This is a genomic window from Halorhodospira halochloris, from assembly GCF_002356555.2.
GTDB classification, from domain to species: domain Bacteria; phylum Pseudomonadota; class Gammaproteobacteria; order Nitrococcales; family Halorhodospiraceae; genus Halorhodospira; species Halorhodospira halochloris.
This window is the reverse complement of sequence record NZ_AP017372.2, coordinates 2787527-2801241: the sequence shown is the minus strand read 5'-3', so window position 1 is coordinate 2801241 and position 13715 is coordinate 2787527. Positions and strand designations below refer to the sequence as shown.

Annotated in this window: 14 protein-coding genes and 1 tRNA gene; 10 read left to right on the top strand and 5 right to left on the bottom strand. The window is 54.7% G+C overall.

The window, feature by feature from the left end; translation table 11 throughout:
• Positions 1-56: 56 nt before the first annotated feature.
• The 3 genes from HH1059_RS12825 (at position 57) to HH1059_RS12815 (ending at position 3091) form a co-directional block, all read left to right on the top strand.
• Positions 57-698: a c-type cytochrome gene (locus HH1059_RS12825; RefSeq protein WP_096406762.1), complete on the top strand. Its 642-nt coding sequence runs from the start codon at positions 57-59 to the stop codon at positions 696-698.
• Between the two features lie 120 nt (positions 699-818).
• Entirely contained in the window at positions 819-1649 is an 831-nt protein-coding gene (locus HH1059_RS12820; protein ID WP_096406759.1) for an endonuclease/exonuclease/phosphatase family protein, read from the top strand.
• An 83-nt stretch (positions 1650-1732) separates the two neighbouring features.
• The gene (locus tag HH1059_RS12815) at positions 1733-3091 is read left to right on the top strand and encodes a sodium-dependent transporter (protein WP_096410256.1); all 1359 of its coding nucleotides are present in this window, start codon (positions 1733-1735) and stop codon (positions 3089-3091) included.
• Positions 3092-3302: 211 nt separating this feature from the next.
• Here HH1059_RS12815 and gorA read toward each other — a convergent pair whose 3' ends face one another.
• On the bottom strand, positions 3303-4661 hold the full coding sequence (gene gorA, locus HH1059_RS12810) for a glutathione-disulfide reductase (RefSeq protein ID WP_096406756.1): 1359 nt from the start codon (positions 4659-4661) through the stop codon (positions 3303-3305).
• Positions 4662-5070: 409 nt separating this feature from the next.
• Entirely contained in the window at positions 5071-5769 is a 699-nt protein-coding gene (locus tag HH1059_RS12805) for a TorF family putative porin (protein WP_096406754.1), read from the bottom strand.
• Positions 5770-6024: 255 nt separating this feature from the next.
• On the opposite strand from HH1059_RS12805, the gene HH1059_RS12800 reads away from it, so the two are divergent.
• The gene (locus HH1059_RS12800; protein WP_096406751.1) at positions 6025-6405 is read left to right on the top strand and encodes a SirB2 family protein; all 381 of its coding nucleotides are present in this window, start codon (positions 6025-6027) and stop codon (positions 6403-6405) included.
• Between the two features lie 115 nt (positions 6406-6520).
• Here the strand turns inward: HH1059_RS12800 and HH1059_RS12795 are convergent.
• Positions 6521-6594 (bottom strand) — tRNA-Gly (locus HH1059_RS12795).
• 326 nt (positions 6595-6920) lie between these two features.
• Here HH1059_RS12795 and thiS point away from each other — a divergent pair.
• From thiS to trmB, 3 genes are all read left to right on the top strand, one after another.
• Positions 6921-7175, top strand: a complete 255-nt coding sequence (gene thiS, locus HH1059_RS12790) for a sulfur carrier protein ThiS (RefSeq protein ID WP_207148145.1) — start codon at positions 6921-6923, stop codon at positions 7173-7175.
• A gap of 112 nt (positions 7176-7287) precedes the next feature.
• Positions 7288-8085, top strand: a complete 798-nt coding sequence (locus HH1059_RS12785) for a thiazole synthase (protein WP_096410254.1) — start codon at positions 7288-7290, stop codon at positions 8083-8085.
• The gene (gene trmB / locus HH1059_RS12780; RefSeq protein ID WP_096406749.1) at positions 8082-8777 is read left to right on the top strand and encodes a tRNA (guanosine(46)-N7)-methyltransferase TrmB; all 696 of its coding nucleotides are present in this window, start codon (positions 8082-8084) and stop codon (positions 8775-8777) included. The genes HH1059_RS12785 and trmB overlap by 4 nt, the downstream gene beginning before the upstream one ends.
• On the opposite strand, the gene HH1059_RS12775 is transcribed toward trmB, so the two are convergent.
• Together HH1059_RS12775 and ubiK are read right to left on the bottom strand one after the other, a co-directional pair.
• On the bottom strand, positions 8774-10297 hold the full coding sequence (locus HH1059_RS12775) for a YifB family Mg chelatase-like AAA ATPase (RefSeq protein WP_096406745.1): 1524 nt from the start codon (positions 10295-10297) through the stop codon (positions 8774-8776). The two genes, trmB and HH1059_RS12775, sit on opposite strands and share 4 nt — an antisense overlap.
• 213 nt (positions 10298-10510) lie before the next feature.
• Positions 10511-10786, bottom strand: a complete 276-nt coding sequence (ubiK, locus tag HH1059_RS12770; RefSeq protein ID WP_096406743.1) for a ubiquinone biosynthesis accessory factor UbiK — start codon at positions 10784-10786, stop codon at positions 10511-10513.
• 206 nt (positions 10787-10992) lie between these two features.
• Between ubiK and HH1059_RS12765 the strand changes: the two genes are divergently transcribed.
• From HH1059_RS12765 to HH1059_RS12755, 3 genes are all read left to right on the top strand, one after another.
• On the top strand, positions 10993-11331 hold the full coding sequence (locus HH1059_RS12765; RefSeq protein ID WP_096406740.1) for a P-II family nitrogen regulator: 339 nt from the start codon (positions 10993-10995) through the stop codon (positions 11329-11331).
• Between the two features lie 38 nt (positions 11332-11369).
• Positions 11370-12626: an ammonium transporter gene (amt, locus tag HH1059_RS12760; RefSeq protein ID WP_207148146.1), complete on the top strand. Its 1257-nt coding sequence runs from the start codon at positions 11370-11372 to the stop codon at positions 12624-12626.
• A 300-nt stretch (positions 12627-12926) separates the two neighbouring features.
• Positions 12927-13676 carry a hypothetical protein gene (locus tag HH1059_RS12755; protein WP_096406734.1) on the top strand — a complete coding sequence of 250 codons (750 nt, stop codon included), beginning with the start codon at positions 12927-12929 and terminating at the stop codon, positions 13674-13676.
• Positions 13677-13715: the final 39 nt, after the last annotated feature.

The window sequence follows — 13715 nt, the reverse complement described above, 5'->3', positions numbered from 1 at the left end:
GCGTCCGCGGACGCACGAGAGTGAGCCCACTCCTTCAGCGGAGCAGAACGAAGACTATGTACCATCGAATCCAGATAGTTACAGCGGTTACTGCCTTTGCCCTGGCAGCAGGTGCAGCAGGAGCCAGTGAAGTTGACCTTGAGGCTGCTGAGCAGCTTAACGAAGACTCCTGCGTGGCATGCCACGGTGCAACCGGAGTCAGTGATGTGGCGGAGTGGCCTAGCATAGCTGGGCAGCATGCCGATTATGTCCGCTACCATTTGGAGATGTTCAGGGACGAAGAACGCTACGATCCGCAGGGACTGATGACGCCCGAGTCCGTAGGGTTGTCGGATGAAGATATAGAGAATCTCGCTGCCTTCTTTGTCAAGCAGGATCCGCCGCCGGCGCAGGATGTGGATGAGGAACTAGCCGAGCGGGGCGAAAGGATCTACTTCGGCGGCATCCGGGAAAGTAATGTGGCATCATGCACCGGCTGTCACGGTCCGCAAGGCAAGGGGGTAGAGGGAGCACTTTACCCGCGAGTAGCCGGGCAGGAACAGCAGTACATGATTGACGCCATGAAGGGATACAAGAGCGGTGACCGAGACAGCGATCGCAACAGCGAGATGCGCGACATTGCGAGCCGCATGTCTGAAGAAGACATAGAGGCAGTGGCTGCCTTTATGAGCAGCCTCGGTCCCGATCGGGACGACTAAGTTAAAAGATCTATTTGCTTGCGGGCATCAGCCGGTGATGCCCGCTGGGCAAATGGGCAAATACGTACGCGGGTGGTGGGGACCAACAATGGCCCCCACTCAAGCGGCAGCGGCTGGTAGATGACAAACCTCTCCCATCGGTTACCTGAGGGTGCCTACGCTACCCTCAAGCCAACCCACTCGGCGCAATCACCGGATAGCATTCGGCTGCTCAGTTACAACATCCAGGGCGGCATCGAAACATCACGCTACCATCACTATGTCACCCGAGGCTGGAAGCACGTACTGCCTGACCAGCGCCGCCAGACTAATCTTGATCGTATCGGCGAGTGGATTGCTCCGTATGATGTTGTCGGCCTACAGGAGGTTGACGGTGGTAGCTTCCGTACTGGTTTCATGAACCAGGTTGAATACCTTGCCTATAAGGCCGACTTCCCTTACTGGTACATCCAGACCAATCGCAACATGGGTCAAATTGCTCAGCAGAGCAATGGCCTGTTGTGTCGGTATAGACCGGCGGAAATTCGCGAACACCGGCTGCCAGGAGTCATACCTGGGCGAGGTGCATTGCAGATTCGATTTGGGTCAGGTAGTGAAGCGCTTAACGTCTTTCAGCTGCATATGGCCTTGGGCAGGCGGGCACGTATGCGACAGCTGGACTATATCGCTGATTTAGTCAATTGCCATCGTCATGTAATTGTCATGGGTGACTTTAATTGCCAGTCGAAAAGTCGCGAGCTTGTCCGCTTGGGTCGTCGAACCAGGTTGAGTGAGCCGATACATGGCTTGCAGACATTTCCTAGCTGGCGACCTAAGCGCAATATCGACCATATACTAGTGAGTGAGACATTGACGGTAGAGCGTGCACGGGTGCTCGACTTCCCCTTGTCGGACCATTTACCGATTGCTATGGAGTTAGGGCTGCCCGGCGCGGTAAATATGGCTGCGTGAGTTGCCGCAAGGGGTTCTCGTGAGAGCGCCACTGTATTAGCCTTTTGCAGTCGAGCAAATAATGAGGGCGAGTGCCGATGAGCTTGTCGAGTCAATCATCGATCCATGGTGAGTGGGGGTCGCGCTGGGCATTTATCCTTGCGGCAACTGGTTCAGCAGTCGGCCTTGGCAATATTTGGCGCTTCCCATACGTGGTTGGCGAGTACGGTGGGGCGGCCTTTATCCTCGTCTATCTCGGCTGCATTGTTCTGATCGGTCTGCCGGTGATGATTGCCGAGATCCTCTTGGGGCGCTCGGGCAGGCAGAGCCCTATCAACACCATGCGTACTTTACCGGCGCGCTATGGTGCCAGTCAGGCCTGGCAGATCCTCGGCTGGCTCGGGGTGGTCGCGGGCTTCTTGGTGCTCTCATTCTACTCTGTGGTAGGTGGGTGGTCACTTGCCTATGTGCCGTTTACCGCGGCAGGGAACTTTTCCGGCGCGGAGACAGCGGTTGTTGAAGGCTTTTTCGATGATCTGCAGGCTTCGCCATGGCAGCTGCTGGGCTGGCACACCCTATTCATGGCCTTAACCGCGTTTATCGTAGTTAGAGGGGTTGAACACGGCCTGGAAAAGGCGGTTAGGGTATTGATGCCAGTGCTGTTTTTCCTGCTGCTGGTGATGGTCGGCTACGGTATGGGGGCTGGTGACTTCGCTGGCGCCCTAGAGTTTATGTTTACTCCGGATTTCGGAGCCTTGAGTGGTGAGGCCATCCTAGTTGCCATGGGTCAGGCCTTTTTCACCCTCAGCTTGGGTCTGGGCGCGATCATGGCCTACGGATCTTATCTGTCCAGTAAATATTCGATCCCCGGAAACAGCGCCATGATAGCCGGCGCCGATACCTTGATTGCCATGATCGCCGGATTGGCCATATTCCCAATTATCTTGGTTGCCGGGCTCGATATGCAGCAAGGCCCAGGACTGGTCTTCGTTACCCTGTCATACGGTTTCGGTCAGATGCCCGGCGGGCTGCTATTCGGGACGGCATTCTTCCTGCTACTCTCATTTGCTGCCTTGACGTCAGCCATCTCTATCATGGAACCGGCTACCGCCTACTTGGTTGAATCTCGCGGCTGGCGACGCCCTGCGGCTACGGCTACGGTGGCAGGTGCGGCCTGGTTTGTCGGCATTGGCGCATTGCTCTCGTTCAATGTGTGGGCTGGCTACGAGCTGTTCGGCCTTAACTTCATGCAGCTCACCGAATATTTATCGACCAGCATCATGCTCCCCCTAGGCGGTTTGTTGATCGCACTGTTTGCCGGCTGGGTGATGCCGCGGGCGTTCAGCGAAAAAGAGCTCGCCTTTAGCGATCAGCGTTGGTATAGGCTGTGGCTGCTGCTAGTCCGCTACGTGGTTCCAGTTGCAATAGTGGTGGTCTTTGCTAACACCTTGCTGAATCCTTGATTCACGGCATGGTGGCCCCTCTAAAAACCCGCCATGGGCCCAGCTGCCTCTGGGCGGAAGACTTGGCGCTAGGGCGGTTGCCATGAAGGCTCCAAGGGGAGACTCCAAGGATGGAATCACGGCGCCCTCCATACTAAGGCCGCTAAGCGGCAACTAAACCCACGGAGGAACGGTAGAGAGTTTCCTAAGGGCTATCTTGGCGATTGCCCCCTTAGGTCAGTGTTACTAACTCTTCTGCACTGGTTGGGTGGATAGCCACAGTGTTATCAAAATCGCTCTTGGTCGCCCCCATCCGCAGTGCGACCGCAAAGCCCTGCAGCATCTCATCGGCGCCCTCGCCGAATATGTGGATACCAACAATCCGTTCTTCTGGTCCTACTGTCACCAATTTCATCGCGCTGCGTCGTTTGTTTTCTGGTGCGGTAAGGGCGTAGTTCATGGGTACAAAACGGGTTTGGTAGCAACGAACCTGATCAGCTCCGAACTCTTGTTCTGCTTCAGGTTCGGTAAGGCCTACCGTGCCCAGAGGTGGATGGCTGAAGACTACGGTTGGGATGTCACGATATTCGAGGTGACGGTTGGTAAAGCCGCCGTAAAGCCGGTCAGCGAGGCGTCTGCCGGCAGCAATAGCGACCGGAGTTAACGGAAAACCGTTATTGGTAACATCGCCAAGAGCGAAGATATTCTCAACACAGGTTTGTTGATAGGGGTCAACAGGGATAGAGCCTTCTTCATCTACTGTAATGCCTACATTCTCAAGCCCGAGATCATCTGTTGCTGAGTCGCGCCCGATTGCCCAGATAACGGTATCGAAACCGTCCAGATGTTTTCCATCTTCGCCAATCAAGCTCAGACTCTCGCCCCTTTGCTCGCATGAGGCGGTTGTGAAGTTGTTACGAAGCATTGGTCCATCGATGGCCATGGACTCTATTAGGCTGTCACGCATCAGCGGATCGAATCCGCGGAGAGGGGTGTCACGCCGGACTACTAAAGTGGTATCGGTTCCTAAGTGCTGGAGCAAACCGGCGAGTTCTACTGCAATATATCCGGCTCCAACTACCGCGGCCCGCTTTGGTTGGTGGCTTAGTTGGAAGAATTCATCTGAGTCGATGCCGAGCTCAGCGCCGGGTATGGCTGGCTTGCGTGGGCGTGAACCGGGGGCAAGTAGAATGTGGCGAGCATGTAACTGCCTATCACCTACATCGACGCTGGTAGGACTGCTTAGCCGAGCGTGGCCGGTAAAAAGCTCGATACCAGACTTTTCTAGATTGGTGGCATATATAGAATTGAGGCGTTCGACGTAGGCGTCTCGTCTTTGTCGCAGCGTGCTCCAGTCGAAACCGCTCTTGTCGATGGTGAAGCCAAAATCATCGGCGTGTTCAATGGATGCAGCCGTTGCGCTGGCATACCACATCACCTTCTTGGGCACACAGCCGACGTTGACGCAAGTGCCGCCGAGGTGTTGTTTCTCTACCACTGCCACCTTGGCCCCGTAAGAGGCCGCTCGTCGGGCCGTGGCGATACCACCGCTGCCGGCGCCAACAACAATAAGATCGTATTTCTCAGTCATTTCGTCCAATCAACTAGGCTTTGGTTTGAATCCAGCTCAATAGGGCGTCTCTAAGAACTTACCCGGTGCCATTAGCTGCCCCGGGGAGATTTAGGGTTCCCCAACAGCTCCCTTTAGTAAATCACTTGCCTTAGCCGGGCAGAGAGCGTGAATAAAGCCGAGCAGTCAGGTTTGACTGCTCCTCCGCGTGGGCACTAATTGGAGGATTTTAAAAGAATTCTATCTTTAGCGCTAGAGGTTGATCTGGTGTAGAGGGGAGTGATTGATCATGCCAGGCCATTCAATAAATCGTTGGCGAGAAGGACTCTATAGCTGCTGGATGGAGATTGGCTCGGCTCCCGGTTTGATTCAAATGCTGGTGGCGGGAGCCGAACCTTAAGAGATGCAGTTTGAAGCTTTAACCTAGGCCTTAGAAGTCTCGAGCGATGGTAAAGAAAACAAAATCTTCATCATCATCACCATCATCCGTGTAGGTAAATGATAAACTAAGATCGAGAGAGCCATACTCGTATCCGGCCCCAATTAGTATGTCATAGGCATCGTCTTCCACTTCATCATCAGCGTCAAGCAGGTTTAGATAACCGAGGTGGGCCATGCCGTAAAATCCGTGGGCGATCGGCATAGTCCAGTTGGTCTCTAGATAGACTGACTCATTAAGATCGAAGTAGTCGTCCGAGAAGTGGATGTAGAAGTCACCCTCAATATCTCCAAATGCAGTCCCTAAACCGGCATAGAGTTCGATTGTGTCGGGGTCACCGTCAGCGTCTGGATAGCCGTAGTAGTAGATGCCAACATCGGCCCATATGGTGTCAGTGACGTCAAAGCCGTAACCGGCGAAATAATCCAGCTCCACCTCGCCGCCACCATATCCGGCGACACTCGCAGCCCATGTGCCAAGGTAGGCCCCCGACTCGTGTGTGAAATCGAAACCACCTTGGACTGAGGGCTCCTCATCGCTCTCAGTGGCACCACGGAAAACGTAGTTTGTGGTAATTGCAACGTTTGAGCTAAGCGTAAAGCCGGCTCCGAGTTCCTCGCCAGCGCTGGCAGATTGAGAAAGGCCGAGGAAGATGCCGCTTGCGGTCAACAGGGGGAGTGATCTTTTCATGATTGCTACACCTTTAAATTGTCATGGTTCCTGGATTGAATAGGGCCGAACAGATCAAGCAATATACCTATCAGGCCTGACTAAAGGTCTGCACGAATCATGCCGCTTGCCAGCGCCGTTTTAGGCACCATCATGGTGCAGATAGCGTTCTTGCATTTATAAATATCAGGCAAGTATGGTCGACGACGGGGCTGGGCGGGCAGAATTTGGAATAAAGGCTCCCCGGATAGCTAATAACAAGATAAGGAACTAACCATGCACTCGACGCTTTATATCTTCCATGCCCTTGCCGCGTATCTGAGTATCGGGCTGTTCGTAGCCCGCGGTTTTCTGATGTTTAATGGGTCTGAGTGGTTCTACCACCGGGCGTTGCGTGCCATCCCCTCTGCGGTAGACACAGTGCTCCTAGTTAGTGCACTGGCGCTAATGTTTGTAGTCCAACAGTACCCCTTTGTCGATCATTGGCTTACGGCCAAGGTCATTGGGTTGGTTGGCTACATAGTGCTGGGGGCTATAGCCTTAGGCAGTGGTGAGAGGGGACGAAATATCAGAGCCAAGGCCTATCTGGGCGCCATATTGGTATTTGGCTATGTGCTGCTGGTAAGCATTACCCGCCAACCTCTGTTATTCCTGTGAAGTGCTGCGCGGATATGGGGCACTGCTCCGTCCCCCGGGAGGGGGTTGGTAGCATCCCCATCAGCGGTTCGCGGGACAGGCCGAGGGTAGCCTTGGTGAAGGCGTTAAATTAATTTGGAGCGGGTGATGGGAATCGAACCCACACCGCCAGCGTGGGAAGCTGGAGTTCTACCATTGAACTACACCCGCTTAATGTCTGAGACGCACGACTTCATCTCGCATCCAATGTTAATCTTGTAGCCGGTGCTGTGCAAGATTATCTGCACATTAAGCCATCACACCGGAGTTGACCTCTTAAGGTGGCCTCTAAAAACTCCGCCGGCGCCACCATCCGCCCCGGTGTGGAGGTCTTGGCGCCAGGGATGGCGCCATGAAGCCTCCAGGGATGGATTCACGGCGTCCTCCACACCGGGGCGGATGGTGGCGCCGGCGGAGTTTTTAGAGGTTCCCTTAAGTCTCCAATTACTTGGCAGACGGTTGTAGCAACGTGCGACACGGTAAATACAGAGGTGGATATGACCCAAACTACTGCTCAGCAAACTGATTTAACGAGCCAAGCTGGTGCGATCAACGTGCAGGTAAACGGCGAACTGCAACCTATGCCTGAGGGGGCGACTTGTGCCGATATAATCACGCAACTCGGTTTGGTAAACGGAGAGCGTTTTGCGGTCGAGCGCAACGAGGAGATAGTCCCACGCAGCCATCTCGATACGGTTGTTCTTGAGGAAGGTGATCGCATTGAGGTTATTCAGGCAATCGGTGGTGGTTGAATGGTTCGATGCAAGGAACTCAGCACGATCCTCATTGATCTGACTGGTATATCTTATAATCCATCCATCAATATCTACTCTAGGAGCCAGCCCTCATATGCCTGCAAGCGAAATGACCAGCGGACTCTCAAGCGATCCCCTAGTAATTGCCGGACGACAATACAATTCTAGGCTGCTTGTTGGTACAGGTAAGTATCGTGATATCGACCAGACTCGCGATGCCATCAAGGCGAGCGGTGCCGAGATAGTAACCATCGCCCTCAGGCGCAGCAATATAGGGCAGGATCCTAACGAACCGAATCTACTCGATGCAGTTCCGCCGGATCAGTACACGGTACTGCCCAATACCGCCGGGTGCTTTAATGTCAAAGATGCCGTGCGCACGTGCCGCCTAGCCCGGGAACTGCTTGACGGGGGCAACCTAGTCAAACTTGAGGTCATAGGCGATGAGAAGACTCTCTACCCTGATGTGACAGGAACCTTAGAGGCGGCTGAGACGCTGGTCAGCGAGGGCTTCGAGGTGATGGCCTATACCAGTGATGACCCGATTGTGGCCCGTCGGCTCGAGGAGATCGGATGTGTCGCGGTTATGCCCTTAGCTGCACCGATCGGATCCGGACTGGGCATTCAGAACCGCTACAATATCATTGAGATTGTTGAGAGCCTTAGCGTGCCGGTACTCGTCGACGCCGGTGTGGGCACAGCATCTGACGTTGCTGTAGCTATGGAACTTGGCTGCGATGCCGTCCTGCTCAATACTGCGATCGCCGGGGCACAAGACCCTGTATTGATGGCCTCGGCTATGCGCAAAGGGGTTGAGGCTGGGCGAGAGGCCTATTTAGCCGGACGGATTCCGAAAAAACGCTACGCCTCAGCATCATCGCCTGAGACTGGAACCTTTTACGAGTGACTGCTCAGGTTACGGAATTCAGCAAGCAGCTGCGCTCTTTTGTGCGCCGTGAAGGACGCCTGACTCCCGGTCAGGCTCGAGCGCTGGAGAGGCTATGGACGGTGTATGGGTTAGAGCCACGAGGAGTTGTGGAGCTGGATCAGGTCTTTGGCCGGGCGGCTCCCCGCGTGCTGGATATAGGATTTGGTGATGGGGCAGCCCTGGTTGAGATGGCCGCCAACGACCCGCAGCGTGACTATATCGGCGTTGAGGTGCATCGACCGGGGTTGGGCCACTGTTTGCAGTACGCCGAACAGATGCAGCTAAGTAATTTGCGCTTGATTAGCATGGACGCCGTGGATTTGCTGACCAATCATATACCCGAGCGTAGTCTAAGCGCAGTAAATATATTCTTCCCTGATCCGTGGCCCAAGAAACGCCACCACAAGCGCAGGCTCATCCAGCCAAATTTCCTCGAACTGCTCGCTAGTCGGCTGCAGAGGGGAGCTTTGCTACATCTGGCGACTGATTGGGCGGATTACGCGCAATGGATGGTTGAGGTTGTTGAGGCAGACGGACGATATACCAATACCGCCGGCCCAGGGCAGTATTTGCCGTACCCACCTCCGCGACCGCAGACCAAGTTTGAACGGCGCGGACTCCAGCGCGGCCACACGGTTTATGATCTTATCTATCGGCTCAATGGTGCCTAGCTACAAGTCGACCACTGACCACTATCAAGCCCACGCCTTAGGTTTATGGCCTCGGCGAGATGGGCGGCGTCTATGTCTTGGCCACCGGCAAGATCTGCTATCGTTCTCGCTACCCTGAGCAGGCGGTTCAAGCCACGCGGCGATAAGCCTAAGGCATCGGTTGCCTGCTCGAGAAGCTCTGACGCATCTTTTGCAAGATAGCAGTAGTGGTTGAGCTGCTCACCGTCAAGATCGGCGACGATCCCGCCGCAGCGCTCTATTGCAAGCTCACGGGCCGTGGCTACGCGGCTTGCTACGCTGGAGCTTGATTCGGCGACTGGGGTCTGAATCAGCTCGTGAGGTGCTAGTCGCGGTACCTCTACTGCAATATCAAAGCGATCTAGCAGCGGGCCGGAGAGCTTGTTCCGATAGCGCTGAACCTGCTCTGGCGAGCAGCGACATTGGCGAGTCGGATCGCCGTAATGACCGCATGGGCACGGGTTCATTGCTGCGATCAGCTGAAATGCTGCGGGATAAGTAACCGATCCTTTAGAGCGGGATAGAGTGACTCGACGCACTTCAAGAGGCTCCCTTAGTGCCTCAAGTGCGGTTCGGGGCAGTTCAGGGAGTTCATCCAGAAACAGTACTCCGCGATGAGCCAAGGAGACCTCACCAGGCGCTGGTGGATGTGCTCCGCCACCTATCAGAGCGGGTGTTGACAGGCTGTGATGTGGAGCGCGCATTTGAGGTCGGCGCCATGAGGAGATGTCGAGCCCCTCACCGCTGACCGAGCGCACCGCAGCTGCCTCGAGAGCATGTTCTTCGCTCAGGTCCGGCAACAGGCTCGGCAGCCTTTCTGCTAGCATGCTCTTGCCGGTGCCTGGGGGGCCGCTGAGAAGGAGATTGAGCCCGCCGGCTGCAGCAATTTCAAGTGCCCGGCGAGGGGCTGACTGACCCCGAATTGCGGCGAGATCAGGCAAATTGAGCGGTGCTGGGCTGAGAGTTAGGCAGGGCCCTACGGGGGCTAATGCGGCTCGTCCAGACAAGTGCTCTAGGATGTCACAAAGCCTGGTAGCGGGGTATGTGCCAAAGGGGTGGACAAGCGCCGCTTCTTGACTATCAGCGACGGGGACGACTATTTCCCGTGCTGCCTCGCGAGCGGCGTAAGCGGCAGTAAGTACGGCACCTACTGAACGTATCTCGCCGCCGAGGGTAAGCTCACCAACGAATTCAAGATGCTCGATGTCCCCGTTGACTTGGCCCGATGCAGCGAGGATGCCCATGGCGATGGCGAGATCGAATCTGCCTCCGCCTTTCGGCAGATCGGCTGGGGCCATATTGACTGTGATGCGCCCGGATGGGAATAGGAAACCGCTGTTGGTTATTGCGCTATATACCCGGGCCCGCGATTCGCGCACTTCGGTTCGGGGCAGGCCAACTAGTGCCAGGGATGGTAATCCCATGGCTATATGTACTTCTACTCGAACTTCTGGAGCAGTAATCCCAACTGCTGCGCGCGCCCATGCAATGGCAAGAGTCATCAGGCCCTCCTTGGCCGCATCAAATACATTATGTGTTTGCCTTCATGGAGTCGCACCAAGCGCGATACCATACGCACAGATCTGCGCATGGTTATCGCAGGTGGCTCATGAAGGCAGTCCTAGCCCCCTGAAGGGGATTGTATCTTCCCTATAGGGCGTTTGGCTTTCCTTGCCGTTGCCTGGACTATAGGTGGTAGGCTCCTAGATGTCCAGCTAGTTTTGCCCGTCTTGAGAAGATTTCCCCTCTGACTGTTTGGCTTCCAGCTCTGCTACCCGGCGGCTTAGCTCGTCAAGCTGCGTTCTAGTCCGAGCAAGTACTTTAGCTTGGGCGTCGAACTCCTCCCGGGTGACTAGGTCCAGGCGTGAGAACCCAGACTGGAGAGAGGCACGGACATTTTTCTCTACCTCCTCGTGAAACTCCCTTACTCCCGCCGGCAGGCTGGCGGTCAGTTTTTGTGCTAGATCATCGATAGTTTTGTTGTCGAGCATTGCCTTAACCCTCATCGATTCGCACCGATTTGGTGCAGCGGAGAATGCATTTTCATCCATTGTGGGGCATTTCGAGCCGTGAATCGACCCCCAGGGGTGATGTTGGCGTAATTTTCCGGCCTGGCATGCCTTATGCAGATCCCCTGATGATCGCAGCGATTATTTCTCGCTGAGGTTCCGCATAACGTGCAATGAGGACGTCAATCATGAAATTAGTAACGGCGATTATCAAGCCTTTCAAGCTCGACGATGTCCGTGAGGCCCTCTCAGCCATTGGCGTGCAGGGGATTACTGTCACTGAGGTTAAGGGTTTCGGCAGGCAGAAGGGGCACACGGAGCTTTATCGTGGGGCTGAATACGTAGTCGATTTCTTGCCCAAGATGAAACTGGAGGTTGCGGTAGAGGACGGCTTAGTCGACCGCGCCTGCGATGCCATTACCAATGCCGCAAATAGCGGCAAGATTGGTGACGGTAAGATTTTTGTCTTCAACGTCGAGCAGGCTGTGCGTATCCGGACGGGTGACACCGGCAATGATGCACTCTAACTGGGTCGCCATATAACGCTTAGCGGAGGATTAGTCCGATGGAAGATGTAATGGAAATGGCATATGCGCTGGATACGTTTTACCTCCTGTTATCCGGCGCTTTGGTAATGTGGATGGCGGCAGGATTTACGATGCTCGAAGCGGGCATGGTAAGGGCGAAGAATACTACCGAGATTCTTACCAAGAATGTCGGTCTTTATTCGATAGCCGTTATCATGTACATGCTTATCGGCTGGAACATAATGTATGAAAGTGACGGTGGCATCCTCGGATTTTTGCCGACCATCCAGTTTCTGCTGCCAGCAACCGAGCCAGTTACAGCTGAAATGGCCCGGGCAGGAGAGGCCGATTTCTCGTACTTCTCTGATTTCTTTTTCCAGGTAGTCTTTGTTGCTACCGCAATGTCGATCGTCTCTGGTGCCGTCGCAGAACGGATGAAGCTCTGGTCTTTCTTCATCTTTGCAGTGGTGCTGACAGGCTTTATATACCCCATTCAAGGCATGTGGAGCTGGGGTGGCGGCTTCCTTGATGAGTTAGGCTATGCCGATTTCGCCGGCTCTGGGATAGTCCACATGGCCGGTGCTGCAGCGGCACTTGCCGGCGTTATTGTCTTAGGTGCCCGCAAGGGCAAATATGGCCCTGGTGGCCAAGTGCGGGCGATACCTGGAGCTAACATGCCCCTGGCGGCGCTTGGAACGCTGATCCTCTGGCTGGGCTGGTTCGGCTTTAATGGCGGCTCTGAACTCTCGGTCTCGTCGGCCGATGCCGCTAATGCTGTGGCGACAGTTTTCATGAACACCAACCTTGCCGCAGCTGGTGGCGTAGTGGCTGCCTTGATCCTGGCCCGGGCCTTGTTTGGTAAGGCCGACCTGACTATGGCACTGAACGGCGCTATAGCCGGGCTGGTATCAATAACCGCTGGTCCAGATACGCCCTCGCCGTTGCTGGCAGCCACGATCGGTGGTGTTGGCGGTGTCCTAGTGGTCTTCTCTATAGTTGCTCTCGATAAGCTGCGCATTGATGATCCGGTAGGCGCTATTTCAGCACACGGTACGGCAGGTATCTGGGGCATCCTGGCAGTGCTGCTGTCGAATGAAGATGCAACAGTGACCGGTCAGCTGGCTGGGATTGCTGCGATCTTCGGCTTCGTCTTCCTAAGCAGTCTGCTCGTGTGGACCATCCTGCGCTTCACAATGGGCATACGTGCTAGTGAAGAAGATGAACAGAGAGGGCTTGATGTCGGTGAGTGTGGTATGGAGGCCTACCCCGATTTTACGACCGGGCGCTCCAAGTAGGTGGTGTAGCAATATAACAAAAGGTTAGGCACTACAGACTGAATATTAGAGTTTTGCGTAGCCATACTCCTCCTTAGAGGAAAGCTTGCGGGCGCTTCGGCGCCCGTTTTTTTATGCATATCTAGACACCCTGAGACATTTAGCTGCCTCGTTATGGAGGAGGCCATGTATTCATCCAGGGCGGTTTCATGGAGTCAAGATCACCGCCCTAGGGCAGCCAAATGGTTCAGGCCGGGTATCCTCGACTCGTTGAGCTGACGTGGTATGATTAGCTAAAGCTTTGATTGAAAGGAAAATAACATGTCCCGGAAGGTTATTGGAGCGCTGCTAGGTGTTGGCCTAACGTTTGCAGGACAAGCGGCTGCACAAGCAGATCAGCGGCCACTGCTGCTTAGTCCAGCAACAGTTATTGGTTCTCACCAAACTGATATCTTCGCTGGCATGGCTTACCAGCTCGCCCGGGAAGACGATGGAGATGAATACGATAATCTCTTAGTAGGGCCGGTAGGGGTACGCCATGGTCTGACAGATCAGTTTGAGTACGGGGTCTACTTTACCTTTGTGCGCAACTACGAACAGGACGAAGATGCCCCGGATGATTCAGGCCACGAAGGCCTGACTGCATACGGTAAGCTGGAACTGACCGAAAACATGGCGTTGGAGTTCGGTACTACGCTAAATGGTGATGACGAAATAAAGCCCTACCCAAATGATGGGATTGACTTCTTTGTCAATCTACCCATGCAGCGGGCTCTTGGCGATAACCTTGTTTACGGCGAGGTCGGTTATACGATTAAGGAAAATAGAGACGTGTCAGTAAAAAACTATCTAAACTGGGGCTTTGGCTATGCCCACCATATCGAAGAGGGTGTTAGTCTAAACCTCGAATTTGTCGGTGACGAAAACCCGACCGGTGACAACCATATGGATATGCTCTTCGGGGCATCACTGCAGTTTGGGCAAGCTAATGTTCGCCCGTACATGGGGATCGGCATATACGATGATAGTCCGGACCTCTCGGCAGGCGTGAATCTAAACTGGCGGCTGTGAGTGGGGCATTAAGACGTATGACCGCTTTTTATTTGTGTA